The sequence below is a fragment of the Gluconobacter sp. NFX36 genome (assembly GCF_049887835.1).
In the GTDB taxonomy this organism is placed as follows: Bacteria; Pseudomonadota; Alphaproteobacteria; order Acetobacterales; family Acetobacteraceae; genus Gluconobacter; species Gluconobacter japonicus_A.
In genome coordinates this window covers 24,886-45,202 of the sequence record NZ_JAGEKJ010000018.1, presented here as the reverse complement: position 1 = coordinate 45,202, position 20,317 = coordinate 24,886, and the positions used below count along the sequence as shown (strand labels likewise).

The following is a 20,317-nucleotide window of genomic DNA, read 5'->3' as shown; positions in this document are numbered from 1 at the left end:
CAGCCGAGCAAGACGCTCTTCAACATCAAAGAAACCTGGTTGCTTCATAAGCCAGCCCCCCACTCTCCACATGAGGAATGGAATCACACAGAGGGCCCAAAAACCAGAGGGTTTTTCGAACCCTCCAGTTTTAAAAAATTATCCTCCTGTCGTTGATCCTGAGATTGTGATAAGTTTTTTATAATTGTGGAAAAATGACTTTGTATGCTGCGCCGCGCTATAGCGTCTTTAAGCCCGGATGGTTAGGAACTTTCTTAATTTGGCTATGATGGAGGGATCGAAAAACCCCTTGGCTCTGACCTGTTCTCTATGATTCCATTTCTCTTGCGTTGATTGGAGTATGGATCATGAAGCAGGCTGGTTTCTTTGATGTTGAAGAGCGGTTTGCCCGGTTGAGCGGGCTTGGCGATCAGCACGAAGCATTTTCCCGGACTGTGGATTTTGAAGCTTTCCGTCCTGATCTGCACAAAACCTTGGCGTATTCTGATGGAAGCAAGGGCGGACGACCGCCATTTGATCCCGTGTTAATGTTCAAGATCCTGGTGATCCAGACGCTGAACAACCTGTCTGATGAGCGGACGGAATACCTGATCAACGACCGTCTCTCCTTCATGCGCTTCCTTGGCCTGGGACTGCCGGACCGTGTGCCGGACGCCAAAACAATCTGGCTGTTCCGCGAGCGCCTGACGCAGGCTGGTGCGATTGAAAGGCTGTTTGATCGTTTTGATACCACCCTGCGCAACGCCGGATATCTGCCCATGTCAGGCCAGATCCTGGACGCGACATTGGTGGCAGCTCCAAAGCAGCGCAATACAAACGCTGAGAAGGCAGATCTCCGGGCAGGACGGATCCCCGAAGGCTGGGAAAACAAGTCGGCAAAACTGTCCCACAAGGACAGGCATGCGCGCTGGACGCTGAAGTTCACGAAAGCAAAACGGCAGGAAGATGGAACCATGCCGTCCATGGACCTCGCCATCCCGTTCTTTGGCTACAAATCGCACATCTCCATCGATCGGAAGTTTCGACTGATCCGGAAATGGAAGACGACGGATGCCGCTGCCAGTGATGGTGCCAGGCTGCGCGAGGGCCTGCTGGACAAAGCCAATACCGCCTCAGGCGTCTGGGCCGATACCGCGTATCGCTCGAAAGCCAACGAAGACTTCATGGAACAGCAGGGCTTTGTCTCAAAGGTCCGAAAAAGCCGTATCTCAAGCCTATGCCCCGCCACATCCAGCGGTCCAACGCAGGGAAGTCGGTGATCCGGTCGCGTGTCGAGCATGTCTTTGCCGATCAGAAATCGCAGACGGGTCTGTTCGTCCGAACCGTGGGTATCACCCGGGCCACCATGAGGATCGGCCTGGCTAATATCGTCTACAACATGCGGCGCTTTCTGTTCCTGGAGAGGTTGAACGCGAGCGCGTAGCTATTCAGCGGGTGCCAACCCTCGATCTGCTCAAAACGCAGATCAAAAGCTACCCCAAAAACCGTCAATCAAATCGCCAAAAGCCTGAAATCAGAACCAAGGAAAATCAACCAACGGTTCTTCGATCCCTCCACCTTTTTTCTTATCGTCAAAAACATAATAACACGAACTAAAAACTATTTACTGTTCCCGCATTATATATTATATTCAGGAAATAGATCTAATGTCTAAGGATTAGAGATGACTACCTATTTCCCGCTTGGTACAAACTGTACACTTGCTTTCAATCTAAAGCGAGCTGGTCTGCAAAAGGAAACAGGTCTTTTAGACAATTTTATAACTTCATATAGTTCTCTTCTTTATCTTTTTGAGCGTAAATTTCATTTTGTGGATGATAATTTCGGGGACTACCTAGAGTTAATACCGCTAGGCCATCATGATAGTGTGATTCATAGGCCAAGCGGCTTAATTCTACACCATGCTTTTGAACGAAATTCGGAAGGTTATATCAAGAAAAACTGGAAAGACGACATAGAAAAGGTGCGGAGTAAATATACATATTTAAGCAACAGAATGAATCAATCAATAATCAACAGCAGAGATCCCATATTTGTAATACATGGAGAGGCATTGAACGGTGAGGAGAGTAGGTCTGCTCTTTTGGAATATCAATTTAATATATCACAGTCGCAAGAAGTTATAAAAAAAATAATTTTACAAGCTCGAAAGTCTTATGAGCGTTATTTAAGGTTTTCTCTCTTGTCGGTAAGAGAAAATATGCTCGAAAGCGCAAACGAGATTAGCGGCGTATATATAGACAATATTACTTACCACGGGGATTGGTACGAAAATAACCCCATGCATTTCGGGGGCTGCGTGCGCGGGTGGGACGAGGGGATTGCTCGAATGAGCGCGTTAGACTTAGAGAAATCCGATACGATTGATTAATATTGACGTGCCCCCCTTTTTGTATCCACTCAAAAGGAGAGTTCCCGGTTTTTATGGTTTGGGGTTGGTGGGATGACAAGTGTCTCGGGGGCATGCCTCCGAGACACTTGTCTGGCGACCTGATCGGGTGTCCTGCTATCCAATTGGGAATGGGGACGCACCGTATTGTAGTCTTCCCGCCAGTCAGCCACAACCTGTCAGGCATGGCTGAGAGACGTGAACAGCGTCTCGTTGAGGCATTCATCCCTCAACCGGCCGTTGAAACTTTCGACAAAGCCGTTCTGTTGCGGTTTCCCGGGGGCGATATAGTGCCATTCAACCTTCATCTCATCCGCCCATTTCAGGATGGCATAGGATGTGAACTCCCTACCGTTGTCGCTGACAATCATGAGGGGTTTGCCATATCGTTCCACCAGGGTCGTCAGGTCCCGCGCCACACGTCCACCTGATAATGACGTGTCGGCAACCAATGCCAGGTTCTTGCGACTGAAATCGTCGACAACAGCCAGAATGCGGAACCGGCGGCCACAGATCAGGGCATCCGAGACAAAATCCAGACTCCAGCGCTGCCCGGGTTCCTGAGGGATGCTCATGGGAGAACGTGTCCCCAGTGCCCTCTTGCGGCCACCCCGATGGCGGACTTTCAGCCCTTCCTCCTGGTAAAGGCGGAACAGCTTCTTGTGATTGAGACTTAATCCTTCCCGTGCCAGAAGATACCCTAGGCGACGATAGCCAAAGCGGCGTCTCTGGCTCGCCAGATCCCGCAGGCGCTGGTGTAGGGCGGCATCATCTGCCCGGGTGGAAACATACCGCGCAACACGTCTGGCAAGACCAACAAGGGCACAGGCGCGACGCTCACTCACCTCCTGAGCCTTTTGAAGGTGTAGGACCGCCTGCCGCTTTGCGACAGGCGTCACCACTTTTTTCCAACAATTTCTTTCAGTGCCGCATTATCCAGCATGGCATCCGCCAGAAGACGTTTCAGGAGGCTGTTTCTTCAGCCGTTTGGCCTCGGATATTTCAAGACCACCATAGCGGGTCTTCCATTTGTAAAACGTCGCGTCACTGACTGATCCCGTGTCTGCGGCAAAGATCAGAGACCTTCAGCCCAGTTTCCTGTTCCTTCAGGATCCCTATGATCTGCTCTTCCGTAAAACGACTGCGCTTCATCCGTCCGTATCCTTCTCGAACGGACTCTACTTTTAAATGGTTACATTTCTGGGGGGTACGTCAGTTAAATCAACTGAATAGACCATTAATCGCACCCGTTTGAGTAAAAAATTGCGCCGTTTCGATCTATGTAAAATATCGATAATATCTACACAAAATAAGTAAAAAATATTTATTCATGGGCGAATGCGAGAAAAAGCCACATTGGCAAGGACGGCACTTAAAGCAGTTGTAAGCGTAAGTATGAAAAGAGAAAATGCAGGAGATACTATCGATTGACCTGATAATGCTCCTCTCATCCCGTCAATTCCGTAGGTGAGGGGATTACAGAACGCGAGAGCACGGATAAAGGTTGTTTGGCCTTGAAGTGGAAACACAGCGCCTGAGAGATAAAAAAGAGGTGTGACAACGAAATTGACGATTTGAGAAAAACTCTGCGCGTCGCTCATGACGGAACCAAGTATTGAGCCGAAAAAGGCGAAGATCAATGCTATCAAGAGCGCAAATAAGAGCGCGAGCCCAATCTGTCCAGCACCGGGAAAGACATTCCCTGCGACAAGACAGAGTAGACCCACGAGTACCGCCTGGAGCAAGGCCACAGTGGCAACTCCGAGCGCCCTGCCCAGTAGAATCCAGATGCGGGACACCGGGGCTACAAGCGTTTCTTTAATAAAGCCGAACTGACGGTCCCAGAGAAGATCCGAGCCTGAGTAGACGGCATTAAACAGAATGCCTGCGCCGATTACACCAGGAGCGAGAAAGGCGAAGTAATTTCCCTCTCCAGCTTTGCGAAAGACAGGCGCAAAGCCCAAGCCGAGGGCCATCAGGAACAAAAAGGGCTGGGCCAGCGCCGAGATGACACGCCCTCGGGCACGTAGAAAACCCCGGATTTGTCGCAGCCAGAGACAGTAAAGGACATCGATCATGTCAGGCTCCAGGAGTAGCAGAAAAGTCTTCTTCCGCTGCGGTCAAAAACAAGAAGCTGTCTTCAAGATTTGCTTTTTCGGAATGACGTATGATTGCATCCACCGAGCCTTGAATAATGATGCGCCCTTTCTTGATTACGGCCACATTGTGGGCAAACCGTTCTACTTCATCGAGATAATGGCTGGTCAGAAAGATAGTCGTTCCATATTCGCTCTGAAGGTGCTGTAGATGCGCCCAGAGAATACGTCTACTTTTCGGGTCAAGGCCAAGCGTAGGTTCATCCAGAAAGACCAAAGCTGGCTGGTGCAGAAGCGCGCGTGCGATTTCAACACGCCGCCTGAGGCCGCCACTCAGTGCATCGACCATACTGTCACGCCGATCGGAAACATCAAAAAGGGCCAGCACGTCTTCGATACGAGCGCGTCTCTCTGCGCGTGGAATCTGATGGAGAACGCAATGCATCCAGAGGTTCTCACGCACGGTCATAGTTTTATCCAGCGTACAATCCTGGAATACCACCCCGAAATGGCGACGTGCGGCCATCGGATCTTTCGCGAGATCTACGCCATTTAGTAGGATGCGTCCTTTGTCAGGGGGAAGAAGGGTAGTCAGCATTTTGATGGTGGTGGTCTTGCCCGCGCCATTTGGCCCCAGGAAGGCAAAGGTTTCGCCCGCCGCGACCGAAAAATTCAATTGGTCGACGACGTTTTTGCCACCATAAGACTTAAGAAGTGAGTCCACTATGATGGCAGGGGGGCGTGAGGTCTGTACGCCCATCATATAGCGTGCTCGGTAGGTATGGGGGAAGGGAGAAGTCCCCAGTGTGTAAGGATCGTAATAGCGCGCCCGATGCCTTCTTCGTCTTCGATGAGAGGTGCGAGCATTCGGGCTCTTTCCGTAACAGAAGGGGCACTGGCCTTGTTGATTGCATGGGCAAGCTTTTTGGCCGTAAGCTTTTTCCTATTAAGGATCATGGGTGTGATGCCGATCGTATTAAGGCGCCAACTCCAATAAAACTGGTCCGCCAGGAACGGGATTATGACCTGCGGCAGGCCAACACGCGAAGCCGCAGCAACTGTGCCTGCACCACCATGATGGACTGCCATTGCGACACGAGGAAACAGCCAATCATGCGGAGCATTGTCGATAAAAAAGAGGGAAGTGTCCTTCTGCTTGCGCAGGATACGAAGCGCGCCCCATCCGGTCGCAATAATGGCTCGTCTGCCTGTCTGGCGGACTGCCTCAAGGATCATACGTGTGAAGGTTTCGGGGTTGCCACACATCATACTTCCAAAGCCGATATATATAGGTTTTGGACCTGCTTCGAGAAACTGCGTGAGAGCTGGGGGAGGGACCCATTCTGCCGTCTGGTCGTAGAACCAGCTGCCTGTCACGGCAATTCGATCAGAAGGCCAGTCGTCTGGCTGTGGCTGCAGATGGCGACTAAAGGCATAAAGCAGATACTGATTGCGAGTATGTACGCTTTTCCTTGACCATGGACCGCGCCAATCTATCGGAGGCAGGTCAAGTTCGCGCCGCATGATGGAAACAGGCGCCGACAAGAGCTGCCAGATCAGTAATCGTGCCAGATGAGTCAGAATGAGGTTGACGGTTCCGGGCAGAGGCAGATTGGGGTTGGGCCAGAGTGGCGGAATATGCTTGGAAGGCGTCATCGGCATGAACTGTGCCTGCACGAAGGGAATATTGCGTTTCTCGGCAATCGAAGCGCCGAGCGCTGTAGCTGATCCCGAGCCAATTATGAGTTCTGCTCCTTCGGTTGCGGCTAGGGCTTGTTTGACCCAAAGCGGCATCCAGTCGCACAGGGCGCGTGCCATTTGTCTGCCAATACGGAGTTGGTTGCCTGCATCCATTGCTGCATGTTCTTTTGCCATAAGGTCGGCAAAGTCTGATTCAATGGGGATGAGATGCAGGCCACCATCGACAATGAGCTGGCGATGTCGCGCAGACGTCACAATGTAAATGTCATGCCCCAGGGTGCAGAGGCGCCTGCCGAGTGCCACAAACGGCCGGGCATCTCCCTGCGTTCCAATAGTAAATATTACGATTTTCATCAGGAATACCAATTTCGGTTCAGGCCGCGCTGAGCGAAGAAGGGGCCACTTGTTCAAGAGCCAGATGAGAGCAAATCAGACGGGCTACAGCTTCCACATGACCAGGTGTCAGCATGTCACCATGACGACATGGTAAATCATGAGCGAAAATTTGCCCTGTTGTAAACTCTGACCAAGCCTGCGGGCAATCTCCAACAAAGGTATCGGTTTTTTGGCTGGCACGTAGGAAAAGAATATCGACATCCGTCTTTGCGGGACGATGAGCGATCAGCATCTCCAGATTTCTATGTGTTACAAGACGTATTTTCTCAGCAAGTTCTGCTAGGTTGCCTGTCTCACTTCGTGGCAGAATTGGAAGGAGAGCAGTGTCGATTCCGGCGAGAAAAAGATCAGCCAAATCATCCAAGGTCTGCGGTTCGGATACGCCTACTTCTGGATTGATGTGCAGAAACGCGAGCGCTGCCTGGAGTGCTTCGGAGCTGTCCAGTGTTAAAACTCTGTCTCCTAGAAGGCTTGGATAAGCGTCGAGTAGCGTAAGTAGGGCAATTTCCTCTCCAGCTTCACGCAGGAAGTGGGCGATACCTTGAGCAATAACGCCTCCCATTGACCAACCGATGATGTAATAAGGGCCTTGTGGCTGTATCGTACGGATTTTCGTGATATAGCAGCGAATTAACGCTTCGAGTGTTTGAGGAGGGGCATCCTCAAGGAGGAGCCCAGCATTCTGTAGACCGTAGACAGGATGACCTTCCGGCAGGAGAGGTGCGAGAGTATTAAAGCTCCAGCTCATACCAACAACTGGATGAATACAGAAGAACGGCGGTTTGTCACCGACAGTACGTATTGGCAATGTCATGGAAAGCGGATCAACTGCGGTGGCTTTCCCTTCAAAGAGGGGGGCCAGAAGGGCAATCGTAGGTGCAGTGAAAACCTGTCCAATGGGTAATTCATAGCCTCGGATAGAGAGTGCGGCTGCCATTTCAACCACCATGATGCTGTCGCCGCCCAGATCGAAGAAACTGGTATTGATATCGATCTTCTCTACATTCAGAAGCGAGCACCAGAGGTCTGATAACATCAACTCGGCGGGTGTCGAGGCGTAAGTCAGGGACCTCACAGACGGTAGTTCCTTGAGGACCTTTAAAGCTGAACGATCGAGCTTGCCGCTTGTCAGACGGGGAAGGGCTTCAACGCTGATGAACTGTGTAGGCACCATTTGTGACGGTAAAAGAGCGAACAATGCCCGTCTTATCTGCGCCGGATCAAGTATCATATCTGGAACAGCAGGAACCAGATAGGCGGCGAGGAGAGTCTGCGTGCCTGTTGTCTCGACTACAACAGCGGCTTGCAGAATCTCCGGTAAACCTAACAGTGTACTTTCGATTTCATTGGGTTCGATCCGCATGCCGCGTATCTTGACCTGCTGGTCGGCACGTCCGAAAATTGTGAGAACACCGCGCTCGTCGAGCACCGCCAAATCACCTGTGCGATAGGCGCGGGCGGTTTCTGGTTGATCCGGATCAGGAATGAATTGGCTAATCGTTAGATCGGTACGGTTCAGATATCCCGTTGCGACGCCATCTCCTGCTATCAGCAACTCGCCAATTATACCGTCCGGCACTATATTTCCCCACCGATCGATAACAGAAAGACGTGTATTGGCCAGAGGTAAGCCCGCTGGAGGAGAATCACTTTCGTGCCGGGTCATCTGATAGGCCGTGGACCAGATGGTCGTCTCGGTAGGGCCGTAAAGATTATAGGCGCCCCGGCCAAGCTTGACCATCTGCCGTGCCATATGAGGCGGTAGGGCTTCGCCTCCGCTCAAAAAAAGAAGTCCACTGAGGACGTTCTCTGCGACAGTGCCTAGAATTGTCTGCCACAACGTTGGTGTTGCCTGCATGACGGTCACGCCATGATCAATGATTAGCGCGGCCAATCGTTTTGGATCACGGATATCCTGCTGTGTTGCGATTACGCAGCTTGCCCCGCTCACAAGTGGAAGGAGGGTTTCAAGAACGGCTATATCAAATGTCCAGGTTGTCACGGCAAGCAGGACATCAGCACTGCCGAATGCGAGACGTTCCTTGATGGAGTGCAGGAAATTGCTCAGAGCAGAGCGCGGGACGACTACGCCTTTAGGGCGCCCCGTCGTGCCAGAAGTATAAGTGACATAGGCAGTGTCATCAGGAACGCTTTCAGAGGGGGAAGGGGTTATAGCCCCTCTGTTAAGCGGGTGCGCGCAAAGTGTGTCACTATCAATGTAGCAGGCTGTGCGCTGGCAGGCCCAGTCTGCATAAGTTTGGTCTGGCAGGACAACAAGGCTGGGCCTTGCATCTTCAAGAATTAGTCTGGCGCGTGGCAATGGGGCATCGACATCAATAGGAAGCCAGGCAGCACCTGTCTTAATGATGGCTGCTATACACAGGACCATGCGTCGATCGCGCGGAAGTGCCAAAGCGACCAGATGGCCCGGACCAATTCCTGTTTCTCGGAGAACGGATGCCAACCGATCGAGATTTTCCAGAAAGCTCTCTCTGGAAAGAACCGTTGAGGCGTCGCTGATGAGTATCGAAGTGCCAGAGCGGATTCCTTCTGTCACGAGCAGGGACAGGGATGTCTCGGGCCAGTGTCGTATCGTTCGCCTGTTGCGTTCAGCCTGCTGTGCTCTTTCTGTATCCGTAAGGATTCCATATTTTTCGAGGGAAAGCTCTGGCGTGGCCAGCAACGTATCGCAAAGACGTAGAATGCGCTCCAGATGGGCATCGAGTTCGCCTTCCGTGTAGAGGGCAGGATTGGCATCACATTGGATGCACAGACCGCCTCCATCCTTACGGTCGAAGACAAAAATAGTGAGATCTTCCATTGCGCCATTGCTCAGGTTGGCATTGCGCACGGTTAGATCATCGAAAGGCAGATCGTAGTTGAATGGCTCGATATTAATTCCGATGCGACTGATCTGCTGTGATGCGCCAGACAAACCCAAATCGCGTCTAACGTCTTCGTACCGATATTGCTGATGGCGCAGAGCACCGCGCATAGCGCGCCGTGCCAGGGTGATCATCCCGATAAAGCTCGTGCCAGGCTCGATACGAAAGCGAAGCGCCACAGCATTGGCGACCATCCCGGGCGTCTGTCTGACTGCCCGCGTCGCACGAGCGCTCACCGGCATGCCTATTACGAGGTCATCCTGCCCTGTCACACGATAGAGATAACTGACGAGAAGTGCTGTCAGGATCTGAGGTAAGGTCGATCCGTTGGCGCGTCCCATCGTCGTGAGTGCTTCCGCCCTGACGCTATCTATCATTTTAGAGCGTGTGATGGCACCACCATGGTCTCCGCTTGGGGGACGATGAGGTCTGAGCGAGAGAGAAACAGGCCCCGGCGCATCACGCAATTGCTCAAGCCAGTAAGCCTTGTCTAGAAAGTAACGCTCGGAAGCGCGATAGACTTGTTCTTGCTCGTATAGTGTTGCAAGAGGTAAAAACCCTGAGCAGGGTATCTCTACACCCTTAAGACGTGCCGTATAAAGTGCTGCTACACGCGCTGCGATCAGACCGCCGGCGAAACCGTCAAGCACAGCATGGTGACAGCAATGGAACCAGATCCAATGTGTTTCACCTACTCTTAGAAGGGCATTCTGCCAGAGTTCGTCTTTTGCCAGATTGAGCGGTGCTCGAAGACGACTTTGCATCCAGTTAAGCGCCAAACTCTCTGGATCTTTTGCGTCTAGATAATCAATGACTGGACAAGATACTATAATGTTAGGAAGGATTTTATAAAATAGTCCTTTTCGAGTTTGTATAATTCTGGTTCTAAGCGTTTCGGCTTCTACCTGCGTTTGCTGCAGGGCAGAAATAAAGGTTTGTATGTGTAATAAACCATGCAAGTGAATAGCTTCGGCAATATTCAGGTTAGACCCAGAGGGCGCTATGAACTGCGTCATCCAAAGACCTCTCTGTGCCTGAGTTAACGGCAGTGTCTTGTGATAAATCGCGGGTTTCATAGCTGGGTCGAAAGTCCGTTAAAAAAAGATGATAAAATCTGTGATATAGCGTTAAAAACACGGTATAGAATGATTGTCCTTCCTTCAATCCGTGTGATGTAAGCATGTTAGAAATTTGTTTGTCTGAAGTTTGTATCCGGGAAGTTGGGCCGTTTATGAAGCACGAAGTGGAGTATCCATCGCGATGTTTTCGGCTTCTGAAAAAAAATCGACTGTTCAGTGCCTATGCTGAACGAGTGAATCAGAGAGATTATAATCAAAGCGGCATCGTTAAGATACCTGGACAAAAGATCTAACGGTTTGAGGAAAAATCTGATTTACTTCCTGCCTGTGGGGTAACCGAGCATAGAGAATAGCTATGGCACAAGGTGTTCTGACGGATCATGAATGGGCGGTGATTGGTCCGTGCGTTCCCTCTGAGCGTGGACGTTAGGCTTGTCCATCCGTAGATAACTACCTATTGTTCAATTGCATACTGCATATTCTGTACGCGGGCTGTTCTTAGCGAGACATGCATGGGCGTCATGGCTAGTGAAACTCGATTTGTCTTCGGTTCTAACGGTGGGCTGAATAGAGTGTCCGGAATGCTCTTTTTTAGACTCTGGTAAATCTGGGACTGACTGATGACTGGCAGCATATGCTCGAGAGCGCCGTCGCCCAAGCCTAACTCAAAGGCTACTTAAGCAAAAGGGGATTCATTCGGAGGCTTTTAGTCGGTCACGCGGAGCTTTGCGAGCAAGGTCCACGCCCGCTATGACAGTCTTGGAGATCCTTTCGGCTTTGACCTCACCGGAGACCAGGTCTCGGATTACAAACCCATAGACACCCTAATAATGTTGCCGGTTCCTAACCTAGAGGTCATATTGGCTAATCGGGGCTATGACAGCAACTGTGTCCATCAGGAGCTTCTGATCAATGGTATCCTGCAGATTATTCCATCATTACGAATACGGTGAAGCTCCTTAGCAGACAGATTGGCGACATTAATCAGGGCCGTAATCGTATCAAGCAGATGTTCAACAGGCTCAAGCAAATGCGCCGCATCGAAACCCGCTGCGATAATTATGCCTTGCCCTTGATGAATTTTCTCAACTTTGCTGCAACAAGGCTATAGATTGGATATTTTGTGGAAATGGCCTGAAAGTCAATTTTGTGTCTACCAAATACTATTTATAGGAAATGCAATGAGGCTTCGTTTTGTGATAATTTCGTTCGTATTTTTTTTCGCAATGTAGAATAGGTTCCGCTCAAGTACTATTCATGCTTTCGCTCTATGGAAATGAGAGCGTGGCGCGTGCAGAAAATAATACGCAGAAGATTTTACCCAAAAAGGTTGATACCAAGTCTCTGCCAGATTTTGGTATCAAACTGGACGATAGTCGTATTAGCGCAGACTTCTCGGATATCGACAGTCTGTGGTCTAAAAATCCCAAGATGGTTTACATCCCTACCGGAGCCATATGGCCTCATAATGGGAGCAGTGCGCTTATTCCTTCAGGCAATACCAGAAACATCATCGTTCAGGCTCAGGGTGAAATCAACCTGTGGCCATCATATCCAGTGACCGATTATGGAATCGGGTTTCCTGTCCCATATTTTGGGAATGGCGTGTCTTCTATCCTATACGGAGCTAATGCAGCGATTGCTTTCAGCCGGGTAGATGCGAATGGTATCAACTTTAACGCAAGCCTACCGAACGTAGCGTACAACTATGTTGCTGATACCACCAAGGAACCTGGGAACGCTGGCTCTCCCGGCATGTTGAATATCAACATTCACACAGTTGCAGGACGCAACAAGAAAGGAATGGAAAGTGGCGTAAACGATATTTTCGACAGCCTATCTCTCGGCGGATTTGGCGACGATGATGTGCAAGACTGGCACCATATGGGGATTTATGGAACCGACTGGACGTGGAGTAATATCCAAGAAGTAAACCAGTATGTTCCGTTTTATTTTTCGACTGGAGTTGATGGAAAATACAATCAGGCTACTTATATAAACGAAGAAGATTTTGCGACGGGCGGACCGGAAAATAGCAAAAGCAGCTATGATCCGACGCAGTTTAACCGCAAGATGTTTTGGCTGGCCCATGGGTACGGCACAATGGGTTACGGGACCGTGGAAGCCTCTGGAAACAAGACCGCGCATATTGCAGATGCTGTAACATGGAAAGCTTCAACGTCTTACCATCGTTATCAGGAAATCATCGTCGCGGACCAGAGCGGACAACCCTTCACGTTTTACGTGCTTTCCAAATCATATGATTCCAGTAGTGGTAACCCTGCTTCCGACACTTCCGGTTCCAGTGCCCCAGCATGGAAATTCATAAAAGGGGCTACTACAACCGATGGCAGTCTGGTGTGGACCTGTGTGGGCCAATTTACGGCTGATCTTGGTGAAGTTTTCGGTATCGGTGGTGACAACTCCCCCAATACCGGGTGGGTTGCTCGGATCGGGACACTAATGTCTGAAGACACGGATTATATTTATGACGCGCTGTTTGACTTCTCCAAAGCCGCATTCGATCCAAGTGTGACACACGTCTTTACCCGGATGCAGAAAGACATGTTTTTGGACCTGACTGCGGACGGCACACAGGCGGGACAAAACAACAGGCTACTCGGATATAAGTCCGGGGTCGGGCTAGCATACACATTAAACGGAGCGGCAAATGGGACCGGAACTGCAAGCACGCCTTTTTATGTTTCGGATAGTGGGGCCACAAAAATGTCTGCGTTTTCTGTAGGATCGGATACCGGCTCCATCACTAATGGAAGGGAGATCTTAAGGTCGTTAAATATAGATGGTTCTGTACCAAGTAAACAGATTTCTCTTCGGTACTCATACCCAGACTTACATATGTATATCGACAGTATTGACTTAGGTAATATTGTACGTCGTGTGGATGTTCCAGGATCCAGTTCATCTTCATGTAGTAAAGGTGATATTTCTCAAGACCATAGTTACTTATACATATGTGTCACATCAAACTCGTGGAAGCGTTCAGCGCTAGAAAGCTGGTAATGGGGGTTAATTTGAATGGGATATGAGTTTAACTTTTACATCTGCGCAGAGCGGGGACATTACACTCAAGATCACTATGTGGCTACACCCACCCTTTATACGAAGAAAAAGCGGCATACATAGTAGCTAATATTGACCAGCCCGCCGATCGTTATGGTCCCTCGCGTGATCTCAATGGAGCGGATGATACAGCCCCATCGAGAACTCTGATCGGTATAGACACGGGATTTGTTGTAGTCAAAGAGCGGCATGGCGAGATCGCTGACTGGCATGGTTCCATCCTCTTACCGCCTCGGTTTATTAAATTTCAGCGTCCAGCGCACATGAGAATGTTTATGGCACAGCTTTGAGGGCTTGTCCTTCCAGTCTAGCGAGATCCGTGCCTCCCGAAGATCCGCCTTCTCTGCGTTCGTATTGCTGCGCTACTTAGGAGCTGCGACCAGGGTAGCAGCCAGGATCTGGAACATTAGCCTCGGATTAAACGGCGGGAACCCGCCTTTATCCCCCCCCTTCCGGAAACTGCCAGAGCCTTGCCCAGATCCGAGCAGGAGACTTCAAAATCCACAGTCTGGAAAAACGCGTCGAGTTGGTCGCCAGTCTCCTCAGCAGAGCAAGCAGCTATTCAACATCAAAGAAACCCAGCTGTTTCATCTTCAATCTCCGTGCATCGGTGACGAAATGAAATTACAGGGGGGGGGGCATCAAAACCAAGAAGTTTTTCGAACCCTTTCGCTCTATTGGTTTCAAAAAATAAATATTTATTACGGAATAAATTAGTTTTTATTTTCTATATATTTCACATAATTACGCATAAGTTCTAGTCTTGACTCAAAATTGCCTAGTCCACCATTAAAATGAGCAAATCCTAATGTAGGTATATCCGAGAAACACCCCCCAGATCCGTGGAATACATATGAAGTAAGTTTTTCTGTATCAAAACAACTTGGAAAATGAGCCATTAGAACATAGTTTAGATTTGGTTGATCTAGAGTTTCGAGTATTATTTTACTTCGGCTATGTTTTGTTTTTTGAGAATTAATCATTGATTGCACAACAGAAATTAGAATTTCTTTGGCCGCATCTATAGAGTTGAAAACAAAAATTCCTGAATTTATGCCTGATTGCATTAATTTATAATCTTTTCCCACTTCTTTCCAATGCTCTCCACCAAACCAAGGAGATGATTCCGATAACCTATACTCTTCACTGAAGAGAATTTTATCTATTTTCATACTATCATGAAAAACCTCATTAATGTTTGAATTAATAATTATGTCACAATCCATATACATTATTGGAGAATAATTTATCATTTCTGATATATTAGAAATCATATATCTCGATAATGTAAAATCAAAAAAATCATATGCGTTAGATTTTTGAAAATGTATTCTTCCCATAAATGGAAGTAATTTTTCAGAAAAACTTATATTTTCATTATCAGTTATAATAAGAACTTCCCCAATGAAATCTCCAAAATGAAATAATGAGTAAATAGATTCTTCTGCAGAAGAAATTATGTCTGAACCACCAAAGCAAGTTAAATATACAAGAGGATTAAAAGGTTTTATTATAATAATTCCTAAATTATCTCTAAAGAAAATAATCCTATTAGATTCGGTTTTTATGGATTTTATTATATTTTCTATTTTAATATTATATTTACCAAATTTAATTCCATTTTTATTTTGAATTATTTCTTCTGGAGGAAGATATACATTACTCCCCTGTATATAGCATCCTTTTGCAAAGCAATTACGTATTATCTGCAGTTTTTTCTCATCTAACAGGTAAAACTTTTCCCAATCGCCACAGAAAGGCTGAATAAAAATTGAACTTGTGTCCGATGATAGAAATCCTCCATTAAGGGAAAAGTAAATTTGTTCCTCCCCGCAAAATCCCGTAGTTATTGGAAAATAATCTTGACGGGTAGAGACTATTACTTCGCCGCTTCGGCAACAAAAAAAACACTCCCTACCAGAAACAAAAAAATTATTATTATCAAATAAAATATAATTTCCATACTCGTTTATATTTAATAATTTTATTTTATTCTCGTTATCCACGCTTAGTACTTGTAAGTGGTGATTTATTATTACTTTCATTTTACGTCCTCCATTAAATAAAAGAAATTATCGTTTAGAAAAAAAATATTGTCTAGATATTTTTTTGGTTGTTAAAGATAAAATACCAGGTTTCGAATAATTCTGTTAGGCTGCTTTAGGCTCAGGGCTCATAGCCAGAAGAAGACGGGGGCAGCCGTCATAGCGTGTAGCAACACGCCGCCAGTCCTTGAGCCTTCCGACCGTAATCTCGATGAAATTTCGGCGTTTATATTTTCTCTATATAGTATTCTACCGATTTTCCGCGAGGTTTCCGTCCTGGAATGCAGGGCTTTATAGAGGTGGACCCGTCTGTTCGGACAGTTTTTGGGTTTGAATAAGCTATACCCGGTTATTGTTATGCCGCCATTCTGACAGCGTCGGCGCGCCATGATACGCCTCATCGGGCGTGCGTCCAGCTCGGGCCGTATGGGGACGTTGGCCGTTATAATGGGTGAGCCATTTCGTGAGCCCCACTCGAAGTTCTGCTCCGGTCTCGAATGCGTGCAGGTAGACGCATTCGTATTTCAGCGACCGCCACAGACGCTCAATGAACACGTTGTCCAGCCAGCGTCCACGTCTATCCATGCTGATGCGAATCTGACGCTCTTCCAGGAGTCTGGTAAAACGGGGCGTCGTGAATTGTGAGCCCTGGTCCGTATTGAAAATTTCCGGGGCGCCATAGCGCGTAAGGGCATCCTGTAGCGCCTCGATACAGAACTCCGCGTCCATCGTGTTCGACAGACGCTAGGACAGGACCTTGCGCGTGAACCAGTCCATGATCGCCACGAGATAGAGAAATTCCCGTTTCATGGGGATATACGTGATATCGGCACACCAGACCTGGTTGGGCCTGTCGATGACCAGATCCCGCAGCAGATACGGATATTTCCGATGCTCCGGATGGGGCACACTCGTGCGCGGCTTCTGGTAGATCGCCCGCAGACCCATGATCGCCATGAGCCGCCGGACTCGCTTGCAACCGACTTCATGTCCCAGGCGGCGCAGATGTCATGTCATCTGCCGGGAGCCATAATACGGCGTTTCCAGGAACTGGGCGTCGATCAGCCGCATCAACGCCAGATTGGCCTCGCTCTGCGGCACAGGCCGATAGTACACACCCGACCGGCTGAGGTGCAGTAGTGTGCATTGCCGGATGATCGGCAGGCGCGCTCGCTTCGGGTCAATCATCTGCCGCCTCCGATCACGCCCAACCGAGCAGAGGCTTCGCGTAAAAAATCCCATTCCACGAGCAGCTCGCCTATCTTCGCGTGCAGTTTCTCCACATCAGCAGGGCTAACCGGGGGCTCAGACACCGTCTTCCCGGAAAAGGTCACTGCCATCCCCTCGATCGCCTGCCGTTTCCACTGGACGATCATCGTCTGATGCACACCATGTTTCGAAGCCGGTTCCGCCAGCGTCAGCTCCCCACGGATCGCCTCCAGGGCAACCCGTGATTTGAACTCCGCCCCATACCTCTTGCGCGTAACCTTGCCCATAAAACCCGTCCTCTTCCAGTGTGCACCTGAAGCAGTCGGTATCTACCCGCGATCTCCCAGCATCCATTGTGCTGCGGGAAGACGGTCTAGCAGGGCTAGAGGTATCGGCATAATCGCTGATCTGTGCGGCCGTCCATCATTCGCATGAAAATGCCCCTGTCGCCCCAACGCGTCCAGCGGTTGTAGAGCGTCTTGTGTGGACCGTACTCCCGGGGCGCATCACGCCAGCGCAGACCATTGCGGTTCACAAAAATGATGCCGCTCAGCACGCAGCGGTCATCAACACGAGGTTTGCCGTGGCTCTTGGGAAAAAACGGTCGCAGGCGCTCCATCTGATCGTCCGTCAGCCAAAACAGGTCGCTCATCTTCAGTCTCCTCCCAGAGCCTGAATCAGATTTCCATAATCAAATCAATGGGTTCTGAGCCTAACACTACAGTTGTGTTTTGATGTGATATCTGATTCTTTGTCCTGTAATTGAACAGGATATGATGACAGGCGGGGCGTCTGTTGAAGAGACGCTTTCTCTGCGTGGTTGATGGGCTACGGGCTGTCAAGGACAAGATGCGTCCGCTGTTTGGTCATGCTCGGGTTCCAGTTTCAGCGGAGGATTATCTTGAAACGCTTTTGTGCAACCTGCCGCGCAAGACGGGTTGGCAGCGTGCAGAAGCCGCAGGCGACGAAGGGCCCTGGCGTCAGTAGGCTTTGCTGGGACGGACGCAGTGGGACTACCGACGGTCTCCGCGACATTGTCCGCAATCATGTCCAGGAAACCCTGAGTGATAAAGACGCGGTTCTCGTGGTTGATGAGACCGCCTTTCTCAAGAAAGGTAAGGCGTCCTGCGGTGTGGGCCGCCAGTATACGGGGTCGGCGGGTAAAATTACGAACTGCCAGATCGGTGTGTTCGCAGTCTATGTCTCATCGCGCGGTCATGCTTTTGTGGATCGTGCCCTGTATCTCCCCAAAGCCTGGAGCGCAGACCCGACACGATTAACTTCAGCCTCTGTTCCAGAAAGCAGGATGTTTGCGACCAAGCCTATTCTTGCCCGGGAAATGATCGAACGTGGGGGTTCGATAAATTTCCTTGGCTCTGACCTGTTTTCTATGATTCCCTTCCTACGATTCTGATTGGGGTATGGATCATGAAGCAGTCTGGTTTCTTTGATGTTGGAGAGCGGCTTGCCCGGTTGAGCGGACTTGGTGATCAACTCGAAGCGTTTTCCGGACTGTAGATTTTGAAGTGTTCCGCCCTGGGCTTGAGAAGGCTCTGGCCTATTCAGATGGAAGCAAGGGCGGACGACCGCCGTTCGATCCAGTGTTGATGTTCGAGATCCTGGATGTAACGCTGGTGGCTGCTCCAAAGCAGCGGAACACCAACGCAGAGAAATCCGATCTTCGGGAAGGACGGATCCCACAGGAGTGGCAGAACAAACCCGCAAAGCTGTCGCACAAGGATCGCCATGCGCGTTGGACACTGAAGTTCACGAAAGCAAAACGGCAGGATGATGGAACCATGCCATCCAGTGATCTCGCCATCCCGTTCTTTGGCTATAAATCGCATGTTTCCATCGATCGGAAATACCGGTTCATCCAGAAATGGAAAACAACGCATGCCGCCGCAAGTGATGGTGCGCGATTGAGAGAAGGGCTGCTGGATAAAACCAATACGGCCTCAGGCGTCTGGGCTGAAACGGCGTATCGTTCAAAAGCCAATGAGGACTTGGAGGGATCGAAGAACCGTTGATTGATGTGCTTGGCGGGTAATTTCTGGTTTTGGCGATTTGATTGACGGTTTTTGCGATGGCATCCGGTCTGCGTTTTGAGCAGATTGGGAGCTGTTACCCGCTTGATAGCTACGCTGTGGTGCTGATCCGCTGCAGGAAGAGGAAGCGGCGCATGTTGTAGACGATATTGGCCAGGCCGATCCTCATGGTGGCTCGGGTGATACCGACAGTCCGGACAAACAGCCCCGTCTGTGACTTCTGATCGGCAAAGACATGCTCGACACGCGAGCGGATGACCGACTTTCCAGCATTTGATTTCTGGGTATGCCGGGGCATAGGCTTGAGATGCGGATTTTTGCGATGAACCTTGGAAACAAATCCCTGCTTTTCCATGAAGTCTTCGTTGGCTTTTGAGCGATAGGCCGTGTCAGCCCAGACACTTGAGGCTGTATTGGTTTTATCCAGCAGCCCATCGATCGCACCCGCCTGGGTCAGACGCTCGCGAAACAGCAAAACCGTTTTGGCATCCGGCACCCGATCTGAAAGTCCCAGCCCAAGGAAACGCATAAAGGAGAGGCGATCGTTGATCAGATATTCCGTCCGCTCATCAGACAAATTGTTGAGCGTCTGGATCACCAGAATTTTGAACATCAGCACCGGATCAAATGGCGGTCGTCCGCCTTTGCTTCCGTCAGAATACGCCAGAGCCTTCTCCAGGTTAGGGCGGAAGACTTCAAAATCCACAGTCCGGGAAAACGCTTCGAGCTGATCGCCAAGCCCGCTCAGCCGGGCAAGCCGCTCTTCAACGTCAAAAAATCCCGCCTGCTTCATGATCCATACTCCAATCAACGCAAGGAAAATGGAATCACAGAGCAGACCTCAATACCAGAGGGTTTTTCGAACCCTCCACTTCATGGAAAAGCAGGGCTTTATCTCAAAGGTACACAGGAAAAAGCCGCATCTCAAACTTATGCCCCGACATATTCAGAGATCCAACGCCGGAAAGTCCGTGGTCCGATCACGCGTTGGGCTTGTCTTTGCTGACCAGAAATCACAGACGGGATTGTTGATCCGAACTGTCGGCATCACCCGGGCCACCATGAGGATCGGGCTGGCCAATATCGTCTATAATATGCGCCGCTTTCTCTTCCTCGAAAGATTGAGCGCGAGCGTGTAGCCATCCAGCGAGGGACAACACTCGATCCGTTCAAAACGCAGATTGAAAGCCACCTCAAAAACCATCAATCAAATCGCCAAAACCCAGAAATTACTGGCCAATCGCATCAAACAAGGGTTCTTCGATCCCTCCGGCTGCTTCATTCTCCATACCCCAAATCAACGCAGGAAAAATGGAATTACATAGAGAGCCCCAAAACCAGAAAGTTTTTCGAACCCTCCGTACCTTAAAGAACGTTAAGATAAA

General features: G+C 49.6%; 8 protein-coding genes and 9 pseudogenes. 6 read left to right on the top strand and 11 right to left on the bottom strand.

The window, feature by feature from the left end; genetic code table 11:
- Positions 1-344 precede the first annotated feature (344 nt).
- Positions 345-1,423 (top strand): annotated as a pseudogene (locus tag J4P41_RS13880) (IS5 family transposase).
- Between the two features lie 240 nt (positions 1,424-1,663).
- A complete protein-coding gene (locus tag J4P41_RS13875) occupies positions 1,664-2,371 on the top strand; it encodes a hypothetical protein (RefSeq protein ID WP_346006597.1) in 708 nt (235 codons plus the stop codon).
- 29 nt (positions 2,372-2,400) lie between these two features.
- On the opposite strand, the pseudogene J4P41_RS13870 reads toward J4P41_RS13875, so the two are convergent.
- From J4P41_RS13870 to J4P41_RS13850, 5 genes and pseudogenes are all read right to left on the bottom strand, one after another.
- Positions 2,401-3,541: pseudogene (locus J4P41_RS13870) on the bottom strand (IS3 family transposase).
- A 176-nt stretch (positions 3,542-3,717) separates the two neighbouring features.
- Entirely contained in the window at positions 3,718-4,467 is a 750-nt protein-coding gene (locus J4P41_RS13865) for an ABC transporter permease (RefSeq protein WP_426067601.1), read from the bottom strand.
- A 1-nt stretch (position 4,468) separates the two neighbouring features.
- Positions 4,469-5,248: an ABC transporter ATP-binding protein gene (locus J4P41_RS13860; RefSeq protein ID WP_426067600.1), complete on the bottom strand. Its 780-nt coding sequence runs from the start codon at positions 5,246-5,248 to the stop codon at positions 4,469-4,471.
- A complete protein-coding gene (locus J4P41_RS13855) occupies positions 5,245-6,540 on the bottom strand; it encodes a glycosyltransferase (RefSeq protein WP_426067598.1) in 1,296 nt (431 codons plus the stop codon). Before J4P41_RS13855 ends, J4P41_RS13860 begins: the two co-directional genes overlap by 4 nt.
- 19 nt (positions 6,541-6,559) lie before the next feature.
- Complete coding sequence (locus J4P41_RS13850; RefSeq protein ID WP_426067597.1) at positions 6,560-10,543, bottom strand: amino acid adenylation domain-containing protein; 3,984 nt, start codon at positions 10,541-10,543, stop codon at positions 6,560-6,562.
- 1,287 nt (positions 10,544-11,830) lie between these two features.
- On the opposite strand from J4P41_RS13850, the gene J4P41_RS13845 reads away from it, so the two are divergent.
- Positions 11,831-13,570, top strand: a complete 1,740-nt coding sequence (locus J4P41_RS13845; RefSeq protein WP_426067596.1) for a hypothetical protein — start codon at positions 11,831-11,833, stop codon at positions 13,568-13,570.
- A gap of 194 nt (positions 13,571-13,764) precedes the next feature.
- On the opposite strand, the pseudogene J4P41_RS13840 reads toward J4P41_RS13845, so the two are convergent.
- The 5 genes and pseudogenes from J4P41_RS13840 to J4P41_RS13820 form a co-directional block, all read right to left on the bottom strand.
- Positions 13,765-14,221: pseudogene (locus J4P41_RS13840) on the bottom strand (IS5/IS1182 family transposase); the annotation flags it as partial.
- Positions 14,222-14,343: 122 nt separating this feature from the next.
- Complete coding sequence (locus tag J4P41_RS13835; protein ID WP_426067595.1) at positions 14,344-15,675, bottom strand: glycosyltransferase; 1,332 nt, start codon at positions 15,673-15,675, stop codon at positions 14,344-14,346.
- 105 nt (positions 15,676-15,780) lie between these two features.
- Positions 15,781-15,970: pseudogene (locus tag J4P41_RS13830) on the bottom strand (hypothetical protein); the annotation flags it as partial.
- 44 nt (positions 15,971-16,014) lie between these two features.
- A pseudogene (locus tag J4P41_RS13825) lies at positions 16,015-17,171 on the bottom strand (IS3 family transposase).
- 128 nt (positions 17,172-17,299) lie between these two features.
- Positions 17,300-17,536, bottom strand: a pseudogene (locus tag J4P41_RS13820) (transposase); the annotation flags it as partial.
- Between the two features lie 121 nt (positions 17,537-17,657).
- Between J4P41_RS13820 and J4P41_RS13815 the strand changes: the two are divergent.
- Together J4P41_RS13815 and J4P41_RS13810 are read left to right on the top strand one after the other, a co-directional pair.
- Positions 17,658-18,235 (top strand): annotated as a pseudogene (locus J4P41_RS13815) (IS701 family transposase); the annotation flags it as partial.
- 77 nt (positions 18,236-18,312) lie between these two features.
- Positions 18,313-18,887 (top strand): annotated as a pseudogene (locus J4P41_RS13810) (IS5/IS1182 family transposase); the annotation flags it as partial.
- Between the two features lie 136 nt (positions 18,888-19,023).
- Here J4P41_RS13810 and J4P41_RS13805 read toward each other — a convergent pair.
- Positions 19,024-19,728, bottom strand: coding sequence for a transposase (locus J4P41_RS13805; protein WP_426067604.1), 705 nt, complete (start codon positions 19,726-19,728; stop codon positions 19,024-19,026).
- A gap of 76 nt (positions 19,729-19,804) precedes the next feature.
- Between J4P41_RS13805 and J4P41_RS13800 the strand changes: the two are divergent.
- Positions 19,805-20,071 (top strand): annotated as a pseudogene (locus J4P41_RS13800) (IS5/IS1182 family transposase); the annotation flags it as partial.
- Positions 20,072-20,317: the final 246 nt, after the last annotated feature.